Raw genomic sequence first — 22805 nt, forward strand, 5'->3', positions numbered from 1 at the left:
TCAGTCCAGCCCGGCGAACGGGTCGCGCCAGGCGTCGAGTTCCTGCAGCCGTCCATGCCAGGCGCGGATGCGTGGGAACGGTTCGAGCGGGATCCGCGCCTCTTCCGCGAACGGCAGTGCCGCGGCCACGCGGAAATCGGCATAGGTCGGCGCGTCGCCGACCAGCCAGCGGCGGCTGGCGAGCGTGTCGTCGAGGATGGCCGCGAACCCGCGGAAGTCGCCGTCCGCCGCCTGCACCGCGGCCAGGTCGGGCGCTCGGTCGAAGTAGCGCGGCACGACGATGTGTTCGAAATAGAACACCCCGGCGGCGCTGGTGAAGTGGTGGGCGGCCCAGCTCACCCACAGCATCACCTCGGCGCGGCGCGCCGGCGGCCAGAAGCCTTCGTCGAAGCGCTCGGCCAGGCGCATCGCGATCGCGTCGGTCTCCCACAGGGTCAGCGACGGCTCGACCAGGATCGGCACCCGGGTGTTCGGGTTGATCGGCCGGAACGCCGCGCGTTCGCGTCCCATCGGGTCGGCGCGGACGAACCGCAGCGGCGCGCGCAGGTGGCGGGCGACGGCCACCGCCACGCGCGGATTGAGGTTGTGGGAGTAGTAGAGGGTGTCGGCAGGGGGAGGGGCCATTCGGGATCCTCGGAAAGTGTTGTGTGCGTGCATCGTCGAAACCGTGCGCCGGGAATCGACATCGTGGCCAGCAGGCTTCAGCGATGCCGCGGCATCGTATAGATAGAGCGGTCGCGTACTGCGGCGATTGCGGTTTCAACTGGAACCGTGATTAGAGCCGCAACTCCAACAAAGGCTTAACTCCTTCAAACTTCGGCGAACTGGACACCATCCGCGCATTGGTCCAGACTGCGCGCCTGTCCCGCGGCGCTTACCAATGGCCCAGTTGCTGCTCCTGCACGGCCCCAACCTCAACCTGCTCGGCAGCCGCGAGCCCGAGGTCTACGGCCACGCCACCCTGGCCGACATCGATGCCGAGCTGAAGGCCACGGCCGACGCCGCCGGCCAGGTGCTGGAGAGTCTGCAGTCCAATGCCGAGCACGTGCTGGTCGACCGCATCCAGGCCGCCCGCGGCGACGGCACCGCCTTCATCCTGATCAACCCGGCCGCCTTCACCCACACCAGCGTGGCGATCCGCGATGCGCTGGCCGCGGTGGCGATCCCGTTCATCGAGATCCACCTGTCCAACCCGCACGCCCGCGAACCCTTCCGCCAGCACAGCTATTTCAGCGACAAGGCGGTCGGGGTGGTCTGCGGCTTCGGCGCCGACAGCTACCGCTACGCGCTGGACGCGGCCCTGCGCCGCCTGCCGCCGGACGCCTGACGCCCGCTCTTTTCCCAGTTCTGCAGCACCGGATACCAACGAGGCCACCCATGGACCTGCGCAAGCTCAAGAAACTCATCGAACTGCTCGAGGAATCCAACCTCTCGGAGATCGAGATCAAGGAAGGCGAGGAGTCGGTCCGGCTGTCGCGCGGCAGCAGCGGTGGCGCGCCGGTGGTCTACGCGCAGGCGCCAGTCGCCGCACCGGGCGGGCGCAGCGCCGAGCCGGTGATGCCGATGCTGTCCCCGGTCGACGGCGCCACCGGCGGGCGCGCGCCGGCCGAGGCCGGCTCCGGCCTGCCCGATGGCCATGTCGTGAAATCACCGATGGTCGGCACGTTCTACCTGTCTCCCGCGCCCGACAAGCCGCCGTTCGTCGCCGTCGGCCAGGCGGTCAAGGCCGGCGACACCCTCGGCATCATCGAGGCGATGAAGATGTTCAACCCGATCGAGGCCGACGCCTCCGGCACCGTGCTCGCGATCGTCGGCGAGAGCGGCCAGCCGGTGGAGTTCGACCAGCCGCTGTTCGTGATCGGCTGACGCCGATCACGACGGGATTCGGGATTGGGGATTCGGGATTTGGCGCAGGAACAGCCACTGATGAGGCCTCACGAGCGGCTGGACGTCTGGCGTGACGCGATGGCGCTGGTCGAAGCGGTCTACCGCGCCACCTGCGCGTTTCCCGACGATGAACGCCTTGGCCTGACGGCACAGATGCGTCGCGCCGCCGTCAGCGTGCCATCCAACATCGCCGAGGGGGCCGCCCGCCGCTCCACTGCCGAATATCTGCGTTTCCTGTCCATGGCGAGAGGTTCGCTGGCGGAACTCTCCACCCAGGTCGAGATCGCGCAACGCCTCGGCTTCTTCGGAAAGAACGCTTTCGATATCGAGTTCATCGACCGCACGTTCGCCCGTCTCAATGCATTGATCCGCACGCACGAACGCCGTATCCGCGAGCCGGATGCCCATTCCGAATCCCCAATCCCGAATCCCCAATCCCATGCTCGATAAAGTCGTCATCGCCAACCGCGGAGAGATCGCGCTGCGCATCCTGCGCGCCTGCCATGCGCTGGGCATCCGCACGGTCGCGGTGCATTCCACCGTCGACCGCAACCTCAAGCACGTGGCGATGGCCGACGAGTCGGTCTGCATCGGCCCGGCGCCGTCGAACCGCAGCTACCTCGACATGCCGGCGATCATCGCCGCGGCCGAGGTCACCGACGCGCAGGCCATCCACCCGGGCTACGGCTTCCTGAGCGAGAACGCCGACTTCGCCGAGCGCGTCGAGCAGTCGGGCTTCGTCTTCATCGGGCCGAAAGCCGAGACCATCCGCCTGATGGGCGACAAGGTCGAGGCGATCCGCGCGATGAAGGAGGCCGGGGTGCCCTGCGTGCCCGGCAGCGGCGGCCCGCTCGGCGACGACGTCGACGCCAACCTGAAGATCGCCCGCGAGATCGGCTACCCGGTGATCGTCAAGGCAGCCGGTGGCGGTGGCGGACGCGGCATGCGCGTGGTGCATACCGAGGCGGCCCTGGCCAATGCCATCGGCACCACCAAGCAGGAAGCCAAGGCCGCGTTCGGCAACGACATGGTCTACATGGAGAAGTTCCTGGAAAACCCGCGGCACGTGGAGATCCAGGTGCTCGCCGACGGCCAGGGCAACGCCATCCACCTGGGCGAGCGCGACTGCTCGATGCAGCGCCGCCACCAGAAGGTCGTGGAAGAGGCGCCTGCGCCCGGGATCACGCCCGAACAGCGCGCGCAGATCGGCAAGGTCTGCGTGGAAGCCTGCCTGCGCATCGGCTACCGCGGCGCCGGCACCTTCGAGTTCCTGTTCGAGGACGGGCGCTTCTACTTCATCGAGATGAACACCCGGATCCAGGTCGAGCATCCGGTCACCGAGATGGTCACCGGCATCGACCTGGTGCGCGAACAGCTGAAGATCGCCTCGGGCCAGAAGCTCTCGATCCGGCAGGAGGACGTGGTGCTGCGCGGCCACGCGATCGAATGCCGGATCAACGCCGAGGATCCGGAGACCTTCCTGCCCTCGCCCGGCCTGATCCAGCACTTCCACGCCCCCGGCGGCCCGGGCGTGCGCGTCGACTCGCACATCTACGAGGGCTACAGCGTGCCGCCGAACTACGACTCGATGATCGGCAAGCTGATCGTGCACGGCGCCGACCGCGCCCAGGCGATCGCGCGCATGCGCGTGGCGCTGTCGGAGATGGTGGTCGACGGCATCCGGACCAACATTCCGTTGCAGCAGCGGATCCTGGCCGACGCCGGCTTCCAGGCCGGGGGCCAGAACATCCACTACCTCGAGAAGCAGCTGGCCGAGCGCAAGGACAAGGCGCTGTCGATCGGTTAGTCGTGCGGCAGCAGCGGCCCGGCGCTGCGAACGGCCGCGGGAGGCGCCACCACTGGCTGGTCGGCGGCGTCGCGCTGGGTGCCGGGGATCGGGGCGACGCCGTCGCTCGCGGCGGGATTGGTCACCACCACGTATTCGCTGGATCCGTCGGGCCACACGATTCGCAACGTGCTGCCGGGCGCGAGCGCGGCGAACGGCGCCCCGCTCTGCGCGCGATAGACGGCCGCCATCTGCGCTGCGCCCAGGTTGCGCATGTCCTCGCTGGCATGGACCGTGACCGGAGACACCTGCGAAAGTTCGGCGTACTCCTCCTCGCCCGCGTCGAGCACGGTCACGCCGATCGCGGCCACGGAATACACCGCGAACAGCGACAGCCAGAACAGCCCGGCGAACCTGCGCCTTCTCGTCTCGTACTTCATGGTGCTCCTCCAAACCTCTCCACCAGCGCCGCCACCGCGTCACGCACGGGGTCGGCGCTCTGGCGCGATATCGCCGCGTCGTACACGAACTCCTCGAAACCCTGTCCGGAGCTGCGCGAGCAGATCCCTCCGTTGACGCAGTAGGACGTCATCAGCGTGCTCTGCGCACTGCAGTCCAGGCCCATCCGGCAGGCGGCCAGCTGCCAGACGATCGCGTGGTACTGGGGTGCGACGTCCTGGTCCAGCATCGACAGCCAGTCGGGCACCTCGACCGCCGGGGCCAGGGCGCTGAATGCCTCCACGTCGCCGGCGCTGTCGATCCGGTCCAGCAGGGCATTGCCGTAGTCGCCTTCGGCCGACACCGGTTCGCCGCGCGCAAGCAGTTCCGCTTCCGCCGCCAGGCTGCCGCCTCGCGCCGCCTCCAGCCGCAGCTGGTGGACACGCACCTGCGACAGGCCGTCGGCGGGGGTGAAGCGCCGGCAACGCGCGTCGACCCGGGCGCGCGCGGCGTTCATGGCCTCGGCCGCCCACAGATCCCTGCCCGCGAGCGTCGCGCTGTCGCGTGCGAACGCGGCGGGATCCGCAGCATAGGCCGCGCAATAGTCGACCACCCGGCTCATCAGCCAGGCCGCTTCGGGATCTCCCTCGCGCAACGCGGGAACCAGCTGCTGCGAATACTCGAACAGGTCGTCGGCCATCTCGAAATCGCGCCTGCGCGACGGAACCGCATTGGCCGGTCGCGTCCCGGGCACGACGCGCCCGGATGCTGACCGCAGGACCGCATCCGGGCGGGCGGCTCCGACCTCCGGGGCATCGCCCTCCACGGTCGTGCGCCCGCTCACCAGGGGCATCGGCCGCTCTGCGACGCCGTCGGCGCGGCGTTCGGGCCGCAGAGCGAGCAGCCCGAGCGTCGACAGCAGGCACACCGCGGCGAACAGCACCGTGCGTGGCCGCAAGCGCCGTGCACCCGTGCCCCGCCAGGCATTGTCTTCGCCGACCCGCATCGACAGGCTCCAGAACGTCAGCCAGGGCCCGCGCGCGATCCGCGTCGGGCTGCATCCGTTTGTGGTGGATTCTATCGCGCCCACCTGCGGGACCGCGCAGCTTGTCGAAGCCCGGGCAACCACGCCCCCGAGCGCCAGCGCAACCGTTCACGCGGCGCTGGAGCGATCGCGGCGGCCGCATCGGCAGCGGATGCGCGGCGCCGCGCCGCAAGTCCAGATGCGCCTTGGCGCGAACCGGAAGCACGAATCCAGCCCCCCGCGAACACCGGAACCCGGCGTGCGGGGGCTGGACTGGGGCGTGGGGTATCCTTTCTCCCGCCGATCCCCACGCTGAAGCCGTCCCGACGTGTTCCCGATCCTGCTCCGCCTGCTGCTGTGCCTGGGCCTGCTGGTCGACACCGTCGCACCCGCATTCGCGGCAACGCGCATGGCGATGTCCGCGCACGACCCCGTACACGTCATGCCGATTGCGGCCGGGTCGGCCGCGGGTCCGTCGGGCCACGACGCCGCGGCGGACTGCCACGACCGGGGGCAGGATACGCCGGCGCCCACGCAGCCTCCTGCGCCCGGCGACGAAGACTGCCTGCAGCGCTGCCTCGATCTCTGCCTGCAGAACACGTTCGCCGCGGTGGCGACGACGGTCGCCTTGCCAGCGTCGGGACCAGCGCCCGCGCCCGTCCGCAACCTGCGGACCCGGGCCATCGCGCGCCCCGCATTTCCGCTGCTGCGACCTCCGATCGCCTGACGGCCCGCCGCCCACGGGCGGCCCGATGCCTCGTCGCGCGCCTGGCGCCTGCGACGTGGTCCCGTCACCCGAACCGGCGGATGCGCATGCCTCCGCCGCGGAGCATGTCCCATGATCCACAGGAGCCCACGACTCCCCGCGCAGGCGCCGGCCTCGCCCACGCGCCGGACCTTCGTCCAGGGTCTTTTCCTCGGCGGCGCCGCGCTCGCCACCGGCACGTTGCGCACGCCCGCGCACGCAGGCGACGCCGTCGTCGCACGTCCCGGCACCGAACTCACGGGCACGGACTTCCGGCTCGACATCGGCCCGGCGCTGGTCAATTTCACCGGTCGCACGCGTCCGGCGATCACCGTCAACAACGCACTGCCGGCGCCGATCCTGCGCTGGCGCGAGGGCGACACCGTCACCCTGCGCGTGGCCAACCACCTGCCGCCCGGGATCCAGACCTCGATCCACTGGCACGGCATCCTGCTGCCGGCGAACATGGACGGCGTGCCGGGCATGAGTTTCGACGGCATCATGCCCGGCGAGTCCTACCTGTACCGGTTCACGCTGAAGCAGTCCGGCAGCTACTGGTACCACAGCCACTCGCTGCACCAGGAACAGGCCGGGCTCTACGGCGCGATCATCGTCGACCCGCTGCAGCCCGCGCCCTACCACTGGGACCGCGAACACGTGGTGCTGCTCTCGGACTGGACCGATCTCGCGCCCTCGGACCTGTTCGCGCGCCTGAAGAAGGCGCCGCACTTCGACAACTGGTACAAGCCCACCGTCGGCGACTTCTTCCGCGACGTTCGCCGCGACGGCTGGGCGGAAACGCTCGCCGACCGCCGCGCCTGGGGCGAGATGCGCATGACGCCCACCGACCTTTCGGACGTCAACGGGCACACCTACACCTACCTGATGAACGGCGTCACCCCGGCCAGCAACTGGACCGGCGAATTCCGCCCCGGCGAGAAGGTGCTGCTGCGCTTCATCAATGCCTCGGCGATGACCCACTTCGACGTCCGCATCCCCGGGCTGAAGATGACCGTGGTGGCGGCCGACGGGCAGTACGTCCATCCGGTGAGCGTCGACGAATTCCGCATGGGCGCGGCGGAGACCTTCGACGTGATCGTCGAGCCCTCGGGCCAGGACGCCTACACCATCTTCGCCCAGGACATGGGCCGCACCGGCCATGCGCGCGGCACCCTGGCGGTGCGCGCCGGACTCGAGGCGCCGGTGCCCGCGGTGGATCCGCGGCCGCGGCTGACGATGGCCGACATGGGCCACGGCGGGCACGGCGCGCACGGCGCGGCGATGGAAGGCGGCTGCGGCGCGGCGATGGCGGCGGAGGGCGGCTGCGGCGCCAGCATGCAGGGCGCGCACGCGGACCACGGCGGTGGCGGCATGCAGTCGCATCCGGCCAGCGAAACCGGCAATCCGCTGGTGGACATGCAGACGATGAGTCCGACGCCGAAGCTCGACGATCCCGGCATCGGCCTGCGCGACAACGGCCGGCGCGTGCTGGCCTATGGCGACCTGAAAAGCGTGTTCGAAGATCCCGATGGCCGCGACCCGGGCCGCACCGTCGAGCTGCACCTCACCGGCCACATGGAGAAGTTCTCCTGGTCGTTCGACGGCATCCCCTTCGCCAGCGCCGAGCCGCTGCGCCTGAACTACGGCGAGCGTCTGCGCATCGTGCTGGTCAACGACACGATGATGCAGCACCCGATCCACCTGCACGGACTGTGGAGCGACCTCGAGGACGCGGACGGCGGGTTCATGGTGCGCAAGCACACCGTCGACATGCCGCCGGGCACGAAGCGCAGCTACCGCGTGCGCGCCGATGCGCTCGGCCGCTGGGCCTACCACTGCCACCTGCTCTACCACATGGACGCGGGCATGATGCGCGAAGTGCGCGTGGAGGAACGCGCATGAGCCGGCTTCCGCACTCGCACCTGGCGGTCGTGCTGCTCGGCCTCGGCGCGACCGGCGCCGCACTGGCGCAGCACACCCACGGCCCGACCGCGGGCGCGCCATCGCGCTGCGCGCCGGAACATGCGGCGATGGGCCACTGCAGCCCCGCAGCCGCACCTCCAGGGCAGCACGAGGCGCAGCACGAGGAGCGCGACGACGATGCTGCATGCACGCCGGAGCATGCGGAGCTGGGACATTGCAGCCCTGCACCCGCCAAGCCCGAGGAGGAATGCGCGCCCGCACACGCGGCGATGGGGCATTGCAAGCCCGCGCCCACCACGCCGCCCGACGACTGCACGCCTGAGCATGCAGCGATGGGCCACTGCGCGCCACGCGCCGGCCTGCAGCAGCCTCGCGAACCGATCCCGCCGCTCACCGATGCCGACCGCGCCGCCGCATTCCCGGTGCTTTCGCACGCGGGCATGGAACACGGCCCCGCGGCCTACAGCCGGGTGAAGTTCAACCGCTTCGAAGCCTGGGACGGCAAGCATGCGCGTGGCCAGGCCTGGGAGGGCAGCGGCTCGGTCGGCGGCGACATCCACCGGCTCTGGCTGCGCAGCAGCGGACAGCGCGAGGCGGGGCGCACAACGTCGGCGAACGTCGAGCTGCGTTACTCGCGCGCGGTGGCGCGCTGGTGGGACGTGGTCGCCGGCGTGCGCCAGGACGTCCGCCCGGCATCGCGCACCCGCGCCGCGTTCGGCGTGCAGGGCATCGCGCCGTACATGTGGGAGGTGTCGGCCATCGCCTACATCGGCGACGGTGGCGGGGTCGCGGCGAAACTGGAGGCGGAGTACGACCTGCGCTTCACCAACCGGCTGGTGCTGCAGCCGCTGCTGGAGATCGAACTGCACTCGCAGGACGACCCCGCCCGTGGCGTCGGCAGCGGGCTGTCGAAGGCGGAGGCCGGGCTGCGCCTGCGCTACGAGGCCACCCGACGGTTCGCGCCCTACATCGGCGTTTCGCACGAGCGCACGTTCGGGCGCACCGCGGACTTCCATGCGGCGGATGGCGAGGCGTCGCGCGACACGCGGGTGGTGGCGGGCGTGCGGTTCTGGTTCTGAGGCCTGCCCTCATCCGCCCTTCGGGCACCTTCTCCCGCAAGCGGGAGAAGGGAAAGACCTGCGGATCGTTCACCCGCATGCGGGAGGATGGAAAGACCTGCGGATTGTTCACCCGCATGCGGGAGGATGGAAAGACCTGCGGACCGTTCACCCGCAAGCGGGAGAAGGCAGAGGCCTGCGCGCCGTTTGCCCGCGTGCGGAAGAAAGACCAAGACCTGCGGCCCCTTCTCCCGCTTGCGGGAGAAGGTGGTGCGAAGCACCGGATGAGGGCCTGCCGGGGACTCGGACTTGCCATCGCTTGCTTCGCCAGTTCCACGCACCCGGGAAGCCCCGCGGGCGCTCAGATCTCCAGCGTCGCCCGCGGCGGCAGCGACCAGTCGATCGGCGCCTGCCCGTGCCGTGCGAGGTACTCGTTGGCCGCGGAAAAATGCCCGCAACCCAGGAAGCCGCGATGCGCAGACAGCGGCGAGGGATGGGTAGTGCGCAGCACCCGGTGCCGGCGCGGATCGACGATCGCGCCCTTCTTCTGCGCGTAACTGCCCCACAGCAGGAACACCAGCCCCTCGCGCTCGCGGTTGAGCGCGTCGACGACGTGGTCGGTGAAGCCTTCCCAGCCCTTGCCCTGGTGCGCACCGGCGCGGCCTTCCTCCACGGTCAGTACCGCGTTGAGCAACAGCACGCCCTGCCGCGCCCATGGCATCAGGTAGCCATGGTCCGGCCGCGCGATCCCGAGGTCGCGCTGGATTTCCTTGAACATGTTGTCCAGCGACGGCGGCACCGGCACGCCGGGACGCACGGAAAAGCACAGGCCATGCGCCTGGCCGGGACCGTGGTACGGATCCTGCCCGAGCACCACCACTTTCACCGCGTCGAACGGGGTCGCCTCGAACGCCGCGAAGATCTGCGGTCCCGGCGGATAGACGCGGGCGCCGGCCGCCTTGCGCTGGCGCAGGAAGGCCGAGAGCGCCTGCATGTCCTCACGCGCGAACCACTCGCCGACGTGCGACTTCCAGGAGGGCTCGAGCCGGACCCCTTCCCCGCTCATGCCTGCTGCGAATGCAGGACCGGCAGGCGCGCGAGCCGCAGCTGGAACAATGCCTTGGTCGCGAGCAGCCGCTCCTCGATGGGCTTGAGCACGAGGTCGTTCGCGCCCTGGCGCAGCAGTGCGGCCTGGTTGTCGCGGTTGTCGTCGCCGGTCATCACCAGCACCGGCAGCCGGCGCTTGCCGTAGCCCAGGCCGTTGCGCACCTTGTCGAGCACGTCGCGGCCGTCGAGCTCGCCCTTGAGGTAGAGGTCGGTCAGCACCAGGTCGGCGCCGGGCGCGGCCTCGGTGCCGGCGTAGGCTTCCAGGTAGGCGATCGCGTCCTCGGCGTTGGTGACGTGGGTGACGCGCATCTGGTGCGCCTCGAGCATGCGCCGGATCGCCACCGCGACCGTGCGGCTGTCCTCGATGTACAGCACGTGCGCGTCCGGAATCGGCTGCGGCTGCACGTAGCCGCGGATGAACGCGGCCAGCGCGTTGTGGCCCAGGCCCTTGTCGAAATAGTCGGTGACGTCCTCGGTGAAACGCCGGTCCTCCAGGTGCGACTGCACGTCGCCGGAGATCACGATCACCGGCACGTAGCGCTGGCCGCCGGCCTCGCGCACCGCGCGCGCGACCTGCAGGCCGTCGCCGTCGGGCAGCACCAGCGCGGTGGTGACGAGGTCGACCGGCTCGCCGCCCAGCGCCGCGCGCGCCTCGGCGAGGCTGCCGCCCTCGACCACGCGCACGCCGGGCAGCTCCTTCTGCAGCACGGCGTGGATCAGCTTGCGCACCAGCTTGGAGCCGTCGACCACGAGGACGCAGGGATTGTCGTTGTCGAGGTGGCGGAGGTCGTGCGAGATCATGCGTCAGGTCTCGGTGGGGCGCGTCTGCCGCAGGAAGTGGCCGGTGACCAGGCCGGCCCCGAGCCAGCCGAGTACGGTCGCGACGGCCAGCACCGCGAGCGTCCACCGCATATCGATGCCGGCGAGTGCGAAGCGGCTGCCGTAGCTCGCGGCGAGTTCGGCCAGCGGATCTCGCAGCGCGAATCCGGCGGCGGCCAGCAGTGCGACCGCCAGCGCGCCCGCCGCGAGGCCGTACCACGCGCCGAGGTACAGGAACGGGCGACGGATGAAGCCGTCGGTGGCGCCGAGCAGTTGCAGCACGCCGATCTCCTCGCGCCGAGACTGGATGTCCAGGCGCACGGTGTTGCCGACCACCAGCAGCGCTCCGAGGCCGAACAGGGCCGCCAGCACCCAGGTCACGCGGCCACCGAAGCGCAGCCAGGTGTCCAGCCGCTGCCGCCACTGCGCGTCGTGCTGCACCAGCTCGGCCTCCGGCAACTGCTGCAGCGACGAGGCGACCATCAGCTCGTCGCCCGCCGGGGTGACCACCAGCGCATGCGGCAACGGATTGTCGTCGCCGACCGCGTCGACGATCCCCGCCAGCGAGTCGTCCGCGCGCAGCGACTCCAGCGCCTGCTCCGGGGTGACGTGCTCGACGCTGCCGATGTTGCCGCGCGCGCGCAGTTCGTCGGCCAGTCGCGCGGCGCGCGCGGCGTCGACGTCCTGGCGCAGGAACACGCTGATCTCGCGCGAGCGCTCGATGTTGCCGGCCAGCCGTTCGACGTTGCCCAGCACCAGCCACAGGCCCAGCGGCAGCGCCAGCGCCAGCGCCATCACCGCGATCGTGAGCAGCGCCGCCCAGGGCTTGCGGAACACCCGGCCGAGGCTGGCGACCAGGCTGTAGAGATGGTGGTCGAACCAGGTGCCGAGCGGCGAGGCCCGGACTACGGTTCCCGCGCGCGCCTCACTCATCGGCCAGGTCCTCGGGCGCGATGTCGTCGGCGAGCCGGCCGTGGTCGAGCACCAGCACGCGCTTCTTCATGCGCTTGACCAGGCCCAGGTCGTGGCTGGCGACGAGCACGCTGGTGCCGCGCTCGGGCAGCGAGGCGAACAGCGCCATGATTTCAGCCGACAGCGTGGGATCGAGGTTGCCGGTGGGTTCGTCGGCGACCAGCAGCCGCGGTTCGCCGACCACCGCGCGGGCGATGCCGACGCGTTGCTGCTCGCCGGCGGAGAGCTGGGCCGGCAGCGCGCGTTCGCGGTCGCCCAGGCCCAGCCGCTCGATCACGCTGCGCACGCGCTTGCCGATCTCGCCACGGCGCAGGCCGCGCAGGATCAGCGGCAGGGCGACGTTGTCGAACACGCTGCGGTCGGTCAGCAGCCGGTGGTCCTGGAACACCACGCCCACCTCGCGCCGGTGCAGGGCGACCCGGCGCCCGCGCACCTTGAGCAGGTTGCGCTCGTTGAACACCACCGCGCCCCGGCTCGGCCGCTCGGCGAGGTGGATCAGCTTCAGCAGGGTGCTCTTGCCGGCGCCCGAATGCCCGGTGATGAACAGCATCTCGCCCGCCGACACGTCGAAGCTGACCTCCGACAGCGCGACGCGCCCTCCGGCGTACTGTTTGCTGACGCTGTCGAAGCGCAGGACGTTCATGGCAGCGGAGTATCGCAGAAGTCGCAAACGCCGAACGGAACGGCGTCGCGGCTTTCCGCCCATCAGACGGGTGCCGTTTTCATCCCGCGCGCGAGCGCTTGGTCGACGCCGGCGGCCGGCGCGGGACCGCGGGATCCCCGCGCTCCACGCTCGAGCCCATCGCGCGCGGCCGTCCCCGCCGGCATCGCCGCCGAGGACACCCGTCGTCGCCGAGTCGTTGCTTCAGTGCTGGCTCTGCGGCGCCCGCGTGACCAGCTTGCGCAGTCGCGCGCCGATGCGCGAAAGCAGCGAGGTTTCGCCCGTCGCCGCCGGCGCCTGCGCGGCGCGCGGCGCGCGCTGCGTACGCGGTTGCGAAGCCGCCTTGGCTTCGCGCGGCTGTGCGGCCTCGCGACCGTGGCCACTGCCGTTCGCCGCCGTCTCCGGCGCGCCCTCGATCCGCTTGCCACGACGCCGCTTGCGGCGCTTGCGCGGCGGGCGGGATTCGTCCGGCGTCGCCGCGGCGACCGCACCGGCGGCGTCGATCACAGGCGTCGATTCGACCTGGAGGGCCGGAGCCGCATCCGCGGCTGCCGCCGGCACCGCCTCGCCTTCCTGCGGGCGCGGCTTGCGCGGACGACGCGCGCGCTCGTCGCGCCCGGCATCCGCGCGCGGGCCGCTGCGGCCACCGGGCGGTCGCGCGCCACGGCCACCGCCACGCTTGGCATCCTCGGCCGCCCTGGCCTCGCGCACCTCGCGGTAGATCTCGCCGATGCTGTCGCCGTCCTCGTTGTCGCCCGTGTCGATCACCGCGTCCGGGCGCGCCTTGCGCGGGACCGGCACCAGCAGTTCGGCGGTCACCGGCTCGGACGGGATCTTCTGTTCGATGTAGGCCTCGATGTCCGGCAGGCCCACCGCGTAGCGCTCGCAGGCGAAGCTGATCGCATCGCCCTCGGCGCCGAGGCGCGCGGTACGTCCGATACGGTGCACGTAGTCCTCGGCATCGAACGGCAGGTCGTAGTTGTAGACGTGGCTGACGCCGTCGATGTGCAGTCCGCGCGCGGCGACGTCGGTGGCGACCAGGATCTCGAGCTGGCCGGCCTGGAACTTCTTCAGCAGCGATTCGCGCTTCTTCTGGGGGACGTCGCCGCTCAGCACGCCGACGCGGTAGCCGGCGCGCTCGAGCGAACGCGCGACGCGCTCGACGAAGGCCTTGGTGTTGACGAACACCATGGTGCGCGCGCCCTCGCTGCGCGAGAGCAGGCCGATCAGCAGCGGCAGCTTCTCCTCGTCGGACGGGTAGTAGAGCTTCTGCCGCACTTTGGCCGCGGTGATGAACTCGGTCTCGACGACGATCTTTTCCGGCTCGTTCATGTGCTCGTAGGCCAGCTCCAGCACGCGATGGCTGAGCGTGGCGGAGAACAGCAGCGTCTGCCGCTCGGTGCGGATCGGCATGCGCCGCAGCAGGAAGCGGATGTCCTTGATGAAGCCCAGGTCGAACATGCGGTCGGCCTCGTCCAGCACGCAGACCTCGCAGGCGTGCAGCGACACGACCTTGTGCTGCTTGACGTAGTCGATCAGGCGCCCGGGCGTGGCGATGATCACGTCGGCGCCGGCCTGCAGCAGCGAACGCTGCTTGTCGTAGTCGACGCCGCCGTAGACCAGGGCGAACTTCAGGCCCGTCTCGGCCTCGAGCTTCATCGCGTCCTTGTGGATCTGGATCGCGAGCTCCCGGGTCGGCGCCAGGATCAGCGCGCGCGGATCCTCGGGCTTGCGCTCGGCCAGCGCCGGCCTCGACAGCAGGCGGTTGATGACCGTGACCAGGAAGGCCAGGGTCTTGCCGGTGCCGGTCTGGGCCTGGCCGGCGACGTCGCGCCCGGCGAGGGTGATCGGCAGGGTCAGCGCCTGGATCGGCGTGCAACGGGTGAATCCCGCGGACTCGAGGCCTGCAAGCAGGGCCGGATGCAGTTCGAAGCTGGAGAAGGTGATGTCGGTAAGTGGTTTATCGCTCATGGATTGGATCTTGTATGCCGCTCCGCGGCCTGCCGTGTGCCTGCAAGTGCTCCCCGGTCCGCTTGGGTCGCCGCAAGGCGAGGCGCCCATCGCCGCATTGCGGCGACCCAAACGGGCAGGGAAGTGCTTGAAGCTGCATGACACGCTCTGGTGCTTGCGTGGGTGGCGCCCGCATCGCAGACTGCCTGGGAACCGGGGATGGCGCCGACGGCGCGGCTCCCCGGAAGCTCGCGGACCACGGGCGCATGGGGTCGCCCCGGGGGATTCCCGTTGAGGGGGCCCTTGAAACGGGCCGCGAATCCCCAAAGTTTACCATCCATCCCGGTATCGCCGCCGACGCGGCCGCCGTCCGACCCCAGGAGCCTTTCGTGAGCGAGCACGTGTTCCACGCCACCGACGCCGATTTCGAGTCCACCGTGCTGCAGTCCGCCGAGCCGGTGCTGGTCGACTTCTGGGCGCCCTGGTGCGGGCCGTGCAAGATGATCGCCCCGGCGCTGGACGAGCTGGCCGACGACTACGCCGGCAAGGTCCGGATCGCCAAGGTCAACGTCGACGAGAACCGCGCCACCGCGCTCAAGTACCACGTCCGCTCGATCCCGATGCTGCTGCTGTTCAAGGACGGCCAGGTCCAGGCGACCCAGATCGGTGCGGTCGGCAAGGCGCAGCTGGCGCAGATGATCGACAAGGCGGTCTGACCGCCTGCGGGGTGCCTGCGCCCCATCCCCGGCACGGCAGCCAGGCCGCATGCGGCCCCGTCACATGAACGCGGCGCCTGCAGCCCTGCTTGCCGTGCCCCCCCGGGCGGTGTTAGCTTGGCCCAATCCGGCGTGGATCACGGCGCCGCACCCCGTCTGAACGACTCCCGTCAACACTCCCCGCCCGGTTCCGGGCGCTCGCAGCAAGCGAGGAATCCGCACTTGTCCGACAACACCCCCGACGACGGCGACACCGCCGCCAAGCGCGTGCGCAAGACTGCCGCCCGCACCACCAAGAAGGTCGCCAGGCCCGCGGATGCGGACGCGCCCCGGCTGTTCGAGTCCGCCCCGACCCCAGCCGAGCCGAAGGCCGCCGCGCCCGTGCCGCCACCGCCGGCACCGCCTGCGCAACCGCCGGCTGCCGATCCGGCGCCGAACCAGGCCGCAGCCCCGGGCGCCGATGCCTCCCAGGGCGAAGGCGGCCAGCAGCGCCAGCCGTACGACGGCAACCGCAACAACCAGAACAACAACAACCAGAACAATCCGAACGGCCCCGGCGGCAACCGCCGCGACCGTTTCCGCAACAGGCGCGACCGCCAGCGCGGCGGCGATCGCCCGCGCGATGGCGGCCTGCCGCAGGACGACGGCAGCAGCGGCAACGAACAGGCCTCGCGCCTGCCGCCGCCGAACATCCCCGAAGGCTTCCCCCAGTATTCGCTGGGCGACCTCAAGCGGATGCCGGCGCACAAGCTGCTCGACATCGCCGAACAGCTCAACATCCACGAAGGCGTGGCCCGGGCGCGCAAGCAGGACGTGATCTTCGCCCTGCTCAAGGTGCTCACCCGCACCGGCGAAGGCGTGCAGGCCGACGGCGTGCTCGAGATCCTGCCCGACGGCTTCGGCTTCCTGCGCGGCGCCGAGGCCAGCTACCTCGCCGGCCCGGACGATACCTACATCTCGCCCTCGCAGATCCGCCGCTTCAACCTGCGCACCGGCGACCACCTCTCAGGCCGCATCCGCTGGCCCAAGGACGGCGAGCGCTACTTCGCGCTGAACGTGGTCGACACCATCAACGGCGAGCCGCCGGAGGCCAGCAAGGGCAAGGTGCTGTTCGAGAACCTGACCCCGCTGTTCCCGCGCCGGCGCTTCAAGCTCGAGCGCGGCGACGGGTCCACCGAGGACATCGCCGGCCGCATCCTCGACCTGATGGCGCCGCAGGGCAAGGGCCAGCGCGCGCTGATCGTCTCGCCGCCCAAGGCCGGCAAGACCATGCTGATGCAGCAGATCGCCACCGCGATCACCAGCAACCACCCGGATGTGCACATGATCGTGCTGCTGGTGGACGAGCGCCCCGAGGAAGTCACCGAGATGCAGCGCACCGTGCGCGGCGAAGTGGTGAGCTCCACCTTCGACGAACCGGCCGCGCGCCACGTGCAGGTCGCCGAGATGGTGATCGAGCGGGCCAAGCGCCTGGTCGAGCACAAGAAGGACGTGGTGATCCTGCTCGATTCGATCACCCGCCTCGCCCGCGCCTACAACAACGTGGTGCCCAGCTCGGGCAAGGTGCTCACCGGCGGCGTCGACGCCAACGCCCTGCATCGCCCGAAGCGTTTCTTCGGCGCCGCGCGCAACGTCGAGGAAGGCGGCAGCCTGACCATCATCGCCACCGCCCTGGTCGACACCGGCAGCGCGATGGACAAGGTGATCTACGAGGAGTTCAAGGGCACCGGCAACTCGGAAGTGCACCTGGACCGCCGCATCGCCGAGAAGCGCGTGTACCCGGCGATCGCGGTCAACCTCTCCGGCACGCGCCGCGAGGACTACCTGATCGAGCCGGAAATGCTGCAGAAGATCTGGATCCTGCGCAAGCTGCTGCACCCGATGGACGAGATCGCGGCGATGGAATTCCTGCTCGACAAGATGAAGAGTTCGAAGTCCAACGACGAGTTCTTCGCTTCGATGAAGCGCTGAGTCCCGGCACATCGCGACAACAGGAAGGCGCCGGGCAACCGGCGCCTTTCTCGTTTGTTCCACATGTGAAGGGGAAGGTGTCCCTCGCTGGATCGCGTCGCCCCCTTCCCTGGCGACCGACGGGCCGCGCCGTGACCGGCAGGCGTGAAGCGCTTTGGATTTCGCGCTGTGGGCTGCCGCCAGTCCCTCCACGCCGGGTGCGGATGTCCTCGAGTGCGAAATCAACGAGGAAGCGACGGCCGCAGGCCGTTGCCGGGGGACATTCGTACCCAAGGGCATCCGTGCCCGGCGCCTCGCAAACCGGACAGACGCGGCGCTTTCCCTCGCTGGAGCCGCCTCGACTCCGGCATCCGCGACAACCCCGAATCTGTTGCGCCTGGGCCCCGTCCGAGGCAGAGGAGTGCGTCGGACGCGCGCTCCGACGGCCCAGACGCGTTGGCGCCGCGCTGTACGGCGCCCCCTGGGGCCCGTGCCGATTGGACATGCCCGCATTCCGGTCGCACCATGCGTGTCGCGGACGCCGGTTCGCCGAACGGCGTCCGGCATGGAAACCTTCCAGGGCCCATCACCATGTCCCGTGCCGCCGCCTTCCTCGCCAATGCGCGCGACCGTCTGGCCCATCTGGACGCCACGCTCGAAAGCGCGGCGCTGCGCGCGGACGTCGCCTGGACGCTGTGCGGCTTCGCCGGCAAGGAACTCGAGCTGGTCGACGCGATCGTCTACCTGTGCGACCCCGGCGGCCGCACGCTGACCCAACAGGCGGCCTGGGGACCCAAGCGCGCCGCGAGCCGCGTACTCGAATCTCGGATCACCCTCGCGCTCGGCCAGGGCATCGTCGGCCGCTGCGCGCAACTGCGACTGCCGCAACGCACCGGAGACGCGCGCTTCGATCCCCGCTACGTGCCCGACGACCAGTCCAACCTGTCCGAACTTGCGGTGCCGATCCTGCTCGGCGACACGCTGTTCGGTGTACTGGACAGCGAGCATCCCGAGGCCGACCACTACACGCTCGAACACGAGCATGCGCTGTGCGCGATCGCCGAGCGCGGCGCGCGGCAGCTGCAGGCGCTGTGTGAGCTGAACGCGCCGCGGCTGTGAGCCGCGTCAGCCGCCCTGCAGCGGAACCAGCAGCTTCAGCCCGGTGCCGACCTGGTGCACCTCGCCTGCCACCAGCGTGTCGGGTGCGATGTCGAATCCCTCCAGGCTTTCCATCTGCCAGGGCACCGGGCTGCGCGGACCCGGCACGTAGGCTTGCCACTTGCCGTAGCCCGGCTGCATGCCGCCGATGAGGTAATCGACCGGCACCCGCGCCGACCACGATTCCTCGTCCACCCACTCGCCGCGGACGGGCGTGCGGAACGTCCATCTGCGCGCGGCCGCGAGGGCGGGCCTGGCCAGCAGGTCCCGCATGCGCGCCATCTCGCGCGCGTTGCCCAGCGCCCTCAGGTTCACCTGCTCCACCGCGGCATCCTGGACCCGTCCGCTGCGGTCCACGCGGACGATCACATACACGGTGCCCTGCACGCCCGCTTCCAGCGCCAGTGGCGGATAGCCGGGCGGGCGCATCTCCAGCCCGCTCAGCCGGTCATCCGGGAAGGACGCATCCTCGCGTTTGCCGCGCCGGCCCGGGGGTTGTGCCCTGGACACCGCGTCGCGTCCGAAATATCCGTTGCGGATCGAAACCCGGAAGCGCTCGTCATCGATCCGTTCGGCGATCATCTGCAGGCTCATCCGCGCGCTGCCGTGGGCGGGCTTGCCATCGATCACGATCGGCTCGAAGCGCCAGCCGGGCGCCGCGGCGTCGATCATGTTCGCCACCACCTCCGGCAGCTTCTCGCGCTGGTCGATGGTCCAGTCGCTGACCGTGCCCTCGCGCGTGATGGTGACCCGCCCGGTCACCAGCATGCTCGCCTCCACCTGCTTGCGGGCCTCGGCCACGCCGGCGGCGTGCACGGCGCCTGTCGCGAGCCACAGCAGCAACACGTACCAGCGCCAATGGTGTCGCATCCCCATCTCCCTGTTCCCTGACGCGTCGAGCCCCGTCGCACCGTGCGCGCTCCGGGCGCGGGATGCGACTCCCTGACGCAGGCACCCCGGCCTGGAGCGCTGCCAGCGGACTGTAGGCCCGGCGGTCCACGCGGCGCAAGGTCACGGCGCAAGGGGCGGGCGCCCATGGGACGCCCGTCAGCCGCGGTCGCGCAGGAACCGGGCCATCGACACCCCGGCCTGCACCGGGACGTATTCGTGGGCGACGTCGACGAAGCCGCGCATCACCGCGATCTCGCGCGGGGTGCGGTTGAGGGCATCGCGGGCCTCGGGGTCGGCGCCGGCGCGCAGCAGGCGCTGGGTGACGCGCAGCAGGCCGTGCAGCGCGGCCAGGTGCAGGGGCCCGAAGCCGCGCGGGTCGCGCGCGTCGAGCGCGGCGCCCTCGTCGAGCAGGTGCTCGATCACCGCCAGCAGCACGTCCTCGTCGCAGGCGGTGCCGGGCTCGGCGCGCGCACCGACCAGCAGCAGCAGCGGGGTGACGCCGCCGGCCGCGACCGCGTCGACCTCGGCGCCCGCGAGCAGCAGGGTGTCGAACAGGGCCACCAGCCGGGTGCGGTCGCGCGCGGTGAAGCCGTACAGCGCGGCGCAGTGCAGCGGCGTGAGTCCCTGCGCGTCGGTGGCGTGGACGTTGGCGCCGGCGGTCATCAGCCGCGCGCACAGGTCGGGCAGGCCCAGCGCCGCGGCCAGCATCAGCACGGTCACCTCGCCGGGCAGCCGCTGCTCGAGCTTCGCGCCCGCGGCCAGCAGGCGTTCGACGATCTCGCCGTGGCGCATGCTCACCGCCGCCGACAGCGGCGTGGCGCCGGTGTGCGCCACGTGCTGCGGCTGCGCGCCTCGGGCCAGCAACAGGTCGACCACGGCGCGATGGCCGCCGCCGCTGGCGCGCAGCAGCGCGGTGCAGCCCTGCGTATCGACGGCATCCACCGCCAGCCCCAGGTCGATCAGGCGGCGCACCGCATCGACGTCGCCGGCCATCGCCGCGGCGGGGAGGTCGGCCGGCTGCAGCGCACGCCGCGGCAGCGGCCAGCCGCGCCAGTCGAGCCAGTCGGCGAGGTCGCGCCGGCCGCTGGCGAGCGCGACCCCGAGCGGGGTCTGGCCGTCCTGCGCACGCATGTCGATCGCGGCGCCATGCCGCACCAGGGTCTTGAGCACGTCCTCGCGTGCCAGCGCGGCCGCGAGGTGCAGCGCGGTCATGCCGCGCGCGTCGCGCGCGTCGGCATCGACCCCGATCGCGAGCAGGCGCTCGATCAGGCGGTCCCAGCCCAGGTGCACCGCGAGCGAGAGCGGCGGATCCCCGGCCGGCGACGGCGCGAACGGATCGGCGCCGCGCTCGACCAGGTCGAGCGCGCACTGTTCCAGCGCGCGACCGGCCTGGTCGCCGTCCACGCAGGCAGCCAGGAAGCGCGCCAGCCCGCCGCTGCCGGCCGGACAGGCGCCATGGCGCAGCAAGGCCTGCAGCGCGGGCACGGCGCCCGGCCCGCGGCCCAGCAGCCGGAACACCGCGGTGTCGCCGTCCGCGTCGCGGGCCTCGAGATCGGCGCCCTGCGCGACCAGCCAGTCGATGCGCGCAAGCGAGGGCGCCGCCGCGTCGTCGAGCAGCAGGGCGCCGAGTTCGGCCGGGGACACCAGCGCGGCGACGCGCTCCAGGTCGTCGAAGCGACCGGCGTCGAGTCCATCGCGCAGCAGGACCAGGGGCGTGCGGTCCTCCGGCGGCGCATCGCCGGCCTCGCCCTGCACGCTGGCCGGCAGCGCGTAATCCGGATCCAGCAGCGCCACCAGCCGCCAGCGCCCGGCTTCGGCCGCCAGTTCCGCGGCGCGCTTGCCGTCGTGGCCGGTCACCTGCGGATCCAGTCCCAGTTCGAGCAGCCGCGCGACCAGCGCGGAGGACGGAGCCTCGGCGATGCAGGCCAGCAGCAATGCGTGGCGGCCTTCGGCATCGAGCGCATGCGGGTCGGCCTTGGCCGCGAGCAGCGCCTCGAACGTCGCCGCACCGGCGCCGCGTGCGGCTTCGAGCAGGGGCGTGGACTCTCGGGCATCGCGCGCATGCACGTCGGCGCCGGCGTCGAGCAATGCCGCGGTGATCTCGGCATGGCCCTGGAGGGCGGCCACGTGCAATGCGGTACGCCCGTCGCGATCGCGCGCATCGACCTTCGCCTTGTGCCGCAACAGCAACTGCACGCCGGCCGGGTCGTCCTCGTCGCCGCTGGCCGCCGCTACCAGCGCCGGCGTACCGCCCTCGACGCCCGGCTTCGCGCCACGCTCGAGCAGGAAGCGCGCAAGCCGCCAGTTGCCGGCGACGCAGGCGACCCCGAGCGGGGTCAGGCCTTCATGGTTCTGCACGTCGAGGTCGGCGGAGGCATCGCGCAGCAACGCGGCCACCCCCGGGTCGGAGCTGCGCGCAGCGTGGTGCAGCGGGGTATTGCCGTCGTGGTCCGCGGCGCGCGGATCGGCGCCATTGGCGAGCAGGGTCATCACCGCTTCGGGGCGGCCGTGCCAGCTGTCGCGGGTGGCCGCGAGCAGCGGCGTCAGGCCGGCATGCGCGGCGTTCACGTCGACGCCTGCCGCGATCAGGGCGCGGAGCAGGCGCAGGTCGGGCAGCACCGCGGCCAGCACCGGCAGCGTGCGCTGGTCGCGCTCGCCCGTCGGCGGCAACGCGTGCAGGTCGGCACCGGCTTCGATCAGCGCCAGCGCCTGGTCGACCCGTCCGGCGCGGGCGGCGACGTACAGGGCGTGATCCAGGTCGCCATCGAACGCCGGCGGCGGCAGGTGGGAGGCGTCGCCCTCCATTTCGACCACCGGGATCGCGAGCACGCCCGGTGCGGGCAGCCGTTGCAGCAGGTGGTGCAGCAGCGGCCAGGCGATGGCGCAGGCGCCGGCCAGCGCCCAGCGCGCCTGCGGCAGCAGCCATTGCGGCCATGCCAGCAGCACGATGCAGGCGAGGATCGCGGCCACGCATGCGGCCGCTGCCACGCCATGCCAGCCGGACGCATCGCGGTCGCCCAGTGCCCGCCAGTGCCGCGCCAACGGCCCGCCCTCGCCTTCGGTCGCATGCCACAGCGGCCAGGTACGCCACAGCCCGAGCACGCACAGGCCCGCCACCGCGCTCAGCGCGAGCGCCGCGCCCAGGCCCCCGCTCTGCAGGACCGCGAGCAGCGGCCATGCCACCAGCAGCGCGGCAACGCCCAGCCCGAGCGACCACAAGGTCAGCAGCGCGCGTGCGTCGCCCAGCAATGCGGCGCGATCCATGGCCTGGCGCACGCGCCACCCGCGCGCGGCCAGTGCCAGCGCCGGCTGCGCCAGCACGCCCGCCAGCACCGCGACCACGCCGCCGAATCCGGCAGCCAGGGCCAGCACGACGCCGATTGCCGCGGCCCACAGGGCCTGGCGCCGACTCGCCGGGACGTCAGGCATCGGTGCCCCAGTCCTCGTGCATCGGATCGGTGCCCAACGTCGGCGGGAACTGCAGGTGGAAGCCGCGCGTGGCGAGGTTCTCGCGGACCTCGGCCGGGTTGGCGCGGGCCAGGCTGCGGGTCGGGGTCAGCGCCAGGTCGAACACGAACTGCAGCGGAGCCAGTTGCATGCGCAGGGACTCGGGCAGGCGCTCGAAACCATCGCGCTCGGCGAGGAACACATAGGTGTCCGCCTTGCGCTGGCTCCTGTAGACGTAGGCGTGCATGTCCGTCCGCTGGCTTCGATCACGGA

The 22805-nt window shown here is 71.3% G+C and carries 21 protein-coding genes; 10 read left to right on the plus strand and 11 right to left on the minus strand.

What is annotated here, in order from left to right; genetic code table 11:
* A complete protein-coding gene (locus tag FZO89_RS07210) occupies window positions 1-624 on the minus strand; it encodes a glutathione S-transferase family protein (protein ID WP_149102611.1) in 624 nt (207 codons plus the stop codon).
* Window positions 625-880: 256 nt separating this feature from the next.
* Between FZO89_RS07210 and aroQ the strand changes: the two genes are divergently transcribed.
* Genes aroQ through accC form a run of 4 tightly spaced genes read left to right on the plus strand, consistent with a single transcriptional unit; the run spans window position 881 to window position 3694 of the window.
* Window positions 881-1327 (plus strand): type II 3-dehydroquinate dehydratase, encoded by a 447-nt coding sequence (gene aroQ, locus FZO89_RS07215; RefSeq protein WP_149102612.1) that lies wholly within the window; start codon window positions 881-883, stop codon window positions 1325-1327.
* A 50-nt stretch (window positions 1328-1377) separates the two neighbouring features.
* The gene (gene accB, locus FZO89_RS07220) at window positions 1378-1866 is read left to right on the plus strand and encodes an acetyl-CoA carboxylase biotin carboxyl carrier protein (RefSeq protein WP_149102613.1); all 489 of its coding nucleotides are present in this window, start codon (window positions 1378-1380) and stop codon (window positions 1864-1866) included.
* Window positions 1867-1926: 60 nt separating this feature from the next.
* Window positions 1927-2337 carry a four helix bundle protein gene (locus tag FZO89_RS07225; RefSeq protein WP_149102614.1) on the plus strand — a complete coding sequence of 137 codons (411 nt, stop codon included), beginning with the start codon at window positions 1927-1929 and terminating at the stop codon, window positions 2335-2337.
* Window positions 2327-3694 carry an acetyl-CoA carboxylase biotin carboxylase subunit gene (accC, locus tag FZO89_RS07230; protein WP_149102615.1) on the plus strand — a complete coding sequence of 456 codons (1368 nt, stop codon included), beginning with the start codon at window positions 2327-2329 and terminating at the stop codon, window positions 3692-3694. Before FZO89_RS07225 ends, accC begins: the two co-directional genes overlap by 11 nt.
* Here accC and FZO89_RS07235 read toward each other — a convergent pair.
* Window positions 3691-4113 (minus strand): hypothetical protein, encoded by a 423-nt coding sequence (locus tag FZO89_RS07235; protein ID WP_149102616.1) that lies wholly within the window; start codon window positions 4111-4113, stop codon window positions 3691-3693. The two genes, accC and FZO89_RS07235, sit on opposite strands and share 4 nt — an antisense overlap.
* Window positions 4110-5069 (minus strand): hypothetical protein, encoded by a 960-nt coding sequence (locus FZO89_RS07240; protein ID WP_262378561.1) that lies wholly within the window; start codon window positions 5067-5069, stop codon window positions 4110-4112. The genes FZO89_RS07235 and FZO89_RS07240 overlap by 4 nt, the downstream gene beginning before the upstream one ends.
* A gap of 394 nt (window positions 5070-5463) precedes the next feature.
* Here FZO89_RS07240 and FZO89_RS07245 point away from each other — a divergent pair, with 394 nt between their 5' ends.
* From FZO89_RS07245 to FZO89_RS07255, 3 genes are all read left to right on the plus strand, one after another.
* Window positions 5464-5862, plus strand: a complete 399-nt coding sequence (locus FZO89_RS07245) for a CopL family metal-binding regulatory protein (RefSeq protein ID WP_149102617.1) — start codon at window positions 5464-5466, stop codon at window positions 5860-5862.
* A gap of 111 nt (window positions 5863-5973) precedes the next feature.
* Entirely contained in the window at window positions 5974-7782 is a 1809-nt protein-coding gene (locus FZO89_RS07250; protein WP_149102618.1) for a copper resistance system multicopper oxidase, read from the plus strand.
* A complete protein-coding gene (locus FZO89_RS07255; RefSeq protein ID WP_149102619.1) occupies window positions 7779-8882 on the plus strand; it encodes a copper resistance protein B in 1104 nt (367 codons plus the stop codon). Before FZO89_RS07250 ends, FZO89_RS07255 begins: the two co-directional genes overlap by 4 nt.
* A 340-nt stretch (window positions 8883-9222) precedes the next feature.
* Here FZO89_RS07255 and ung read toward each other — a convergent pair whose 3' ends face one another.
* From ung to rhlB, 5 genes are all read right to left on the minus strand, one after another.
* Entirely contained in the window at window positions 9223-9927 is a 705-nt protein-coding gene (ung, locus tag FZO89_RS07260; protein ID WP_149102620.1) for a uracil-DNA glycosylase, read from the minus strand.
* On the minus strand, window positions 9924-10769 hold the full coding sequence (locus tag FZO89_RS07265; RefSeq protein WP_149102621.1) for a response regulator: 846 nt from the start codon (window positions 10767-10769) through the stop codon (window positions 9924-9926). Before FZO89_RS07265 ends, ung begins: the two co-directional genes overlap by 4 nt.
* A 3-nt stretch (window positions 10770-10772) precedes the next feature.
* On the minus strand, window positions 10773-11720 hold the full coding sequence (gene ftsX, locus FZO89_RS07270) for a permease-like cell division protein FtsX (protein ID WP_149102622.1): 948 nt from the start codon (window positions 11718-11720) through the stop codon (window positions 10773-10775).
* Complete coding sequence (ftsE, locus tag FZO89_RS07275; RefSeq protein ID WP_149102623.1) at window positions 11713-12402, minus strand: cell division ATP-binding protein FtsE; 690 nt, start codon at window positions 12400-12402, stop codon at window positions 11713-11715. Before ftsE ends, ftsX begins: the two co-directional genes overlap by 8 nt.
* A 222-nt stretch (window positions 12403-12624) precedes the next feature.
* The gene (rhlB, locus tag FZO89_RS07280; protein WP_149102624.1) at window positions 12625-14391 is read right to left on the minus strand and encodes an ATP-dependent RNA helicase RhlB; all 1767 of its coding nucleotides are present in this window, start codon (window positions 14389-14391) and stop codon (window positions 12625-12627) included.
* A 368-nt stretch (window positions 14392-14759) separates the two neighbouring features.
* Here rhlB and trxA point away from each other — a divergent pair, with 368 nt between their 5' ends.
* The 3 genes from trxA (at window position 14760) to FZO89_RS07295 (ending at window position 18155) form a co-directional block, all read left to right on the plus strand.
* Window positions 14760-15086 carry a thioredoxin TrxA gene (gene trxA, locus FZO89_RS07285; protein ID WP_149102625.1) on the plus strand — a complete coding sequence of 109 codons (327 nt, stop codon included), beginning with the start codon at window positions 14760-14762 and terminating at the stop codon, window positions 15084-15086.
* 222 nt (window positions 15087-15308) lie between these two features.
* Window positions 15309-17057 (plus strand): transcription termination factor Rho, encoded by a 1749-nt coding sequence (gene rho / locus FZO89_RS07290; protein ID WP_149102626.1) that lies wholly within the window; start codon window positions 15309-15311, stop codon window positions 17055-17057.
* Window positions 17058-17627: 570 nt separating this feature from the next.
* The gene (locus FZO89_RS07295) at window positions 17628-18155 is read left to right on the plus strand and encodes a GAF domain-containing protein (RefSeq protein ID WP_187471072.1); all 528 of its coding nucleotides are present in this window, start codon (window positions 17628-17630) and stop codon (window positions 18153-18155) included.
* 6 nt (window positions 18156-18161) lie between these two features.
* On the opposite strand, the gene FZO89_RS07300 is transcribed toward FZO89_RS07295, so the two are convergent.
* From FZO89_RS07300 to FZO89_RS07310, 3 genes are all read right to left on the minus strand, one after another.
* On the minus strand, window positions 18162-19064 hold the full coding sequence (locus tag FZO89_RS07300; RefSeq protein WP_187471073.1) for an energy transducer TonB: 903 nt from the start codon (window positions 19062-19064) through the stop codon (window positions 18162-18164).
* Between the two features lie 177 nt (window positions 19065-19241).
* On the minus strand, window positions 19242-22514 hold the full coding sequence (locus FZO89_RS07305; protein WP_149102629.1) for an ankyrin repeat domain-containing protein: 3273 nt from the start codon (window positions 22512-22514) through the stop codon (window positions 19242-19244).
* Complete coding sequence (locus tag FZO89_RS07310; protein WP_149102630.1) at window positions 22507-22779, minus strand: YcgL domain-containing protein; 273 nt, start codon at window positions 22777-22779, stop codon at window positions 22507-22509. Before FZO89_RS07310 ends, FZO89_RS07305 begins: the two co-directional genes overlap by 8 nt.
* Between the last annotated feature and the right edge of the window lie 26 nt (window positions 22780-22805).

Source organism: Luteimonas viscosa (assembly GCF_008244685.1).
GTDB classification, from domain to species: Bacteria; Pseudomonadota; Gammaproteobacteria; order Xanthomonadales; family Xanthomonadaceae; genus Luteimonas; species Luteimonas viscosa.

What these genes read in the sequence shown, in the direction of transcription:
- FZO89_RS07210 (WP_149102611.1), bottom strand. Translation starts at nt 624, where the DNA reads ATGGCCCCTCCCCCTGCCGACACCCTCTACTACTCCCACAACCTCAAT.
- aroQ (WP_149102612.1), top strand. Translation starts at nt 881, where the DNA reads ATGGCCCAGTTGCTGCTCCTGCACGGCCCCAACCTCAACCTGCTCGGC.
- accB (WP_149102613.1), top strand. Translation starts at nt 1,378, where the DNA reads ATGGACCTGCGCAAGCTCAAGAAACTCATCGAACTGCTCGAGGAATCC.
- FZO89_RS07225 (WP_149102614.1), top strand. Translation starts at nt 1,927, where the DNA reads ATGAGGCCTCACGAGCGGCTGGACGTCTGGCGTGACGCGATGGCGCTG.
- accC (WP_149102615.1), top strand. Translation starts at nt 2,327, where the DNA reads ATGCTCGATAAAGTCGTCATCGCCAACCGCGGAGAGATCGCGCTGCGC.
- FZO89_RS07235 (WP_149102616.1), bottom strand. Translation starts at nt 4,113, where the DNA reads ATGAAGTACGAGACGAGAAGGCGCAGGTTCGCCGGGCTGTTCTGGCTG.
- FZO89_RS07250 (WP_149102618.1), top strand. Translation starts at nt 5,974, where the DNA reads ATGATCCACAGGAGCCCACGACTCCCCGCGCAGGCGCCGGCCTCGCCC.
- FZO89_RS07255 (WP_149102619.1), top strand. Translation starts at nt 7,779, where the DNA reads ATGAGCCGGCTTCCGCACTCGCACCTGGCGGTCGTGCTGCTCGGCCTC.
- ung (WP_149102620.1), bottom strand. Translation starts at nt 9,927, where the DNA reads ATGAGCGGGGAAGGGGTCCGGCTCGAGCCCTCCTGGAAGTCGCACGTC.
- FZO89_RS07265 (WP_149102621.1), bottom strand. Translation starts at nt 10,769, where the DNA reads ATGATCTCGCACGACCTCCGCCACCTCGACAACGACAATCCCTGCGTC.
- ftsX (WP_149102622.1), bottom strand. Translation starts at nt 11,720, where the DNA reads ATGAGTGAGGCGCGCGCGGGAACCGTAGTCCGGGCCTCGCCGCTCGGC.
- ftsE (WP_149102623.1), bottom strand. Translation starts at nt 12,402, where the DNA reads ATGAACGTCCTGCGCTTCGACAGCGTCAGCAAACAGTACGCCGGAGGG.
- rhlB (WP_149102624.1), bottom strand. Translation starts at nt 14,391, where the DNA reads ATGAGCGATAAACCACTTACCGACATCACCTTCTCCAGCTTCGAACTG.
- FZO89_RS07295 (WP_187471072.1), top strand. Translation starts at nt 17,628, where the DNA reads ATGTCCCGTGCCGCCGCCTTCCTCGCCAATGCGCGCGACCGTCTGGCC.
- FZO89_RS07300 (WP_187471073.1), bottom strand. Translation starts at nt 19,064, where the DNA reads ATGCGACACCATTGGCGCTGGTACGTGTTGCTGCTGTGGCTCGCGACA.
- FZO89_RS07305 (WP_149102629.1), bottom strand. Translation starts at nt 22,514, where the DNA reads ATGCCTGACGTCCCGGCGAGTCGGCGCCAGGCCCTGTGGGCCGCGGCA.
- FZO89_RS07310 (WP_149102630.1), bottom strand. Translation starts at nt 22,779, where the DNA reads ATGCACGCCTACGTCTACAGGAGCCAGCGCAAGGCGGACACCTATGTG.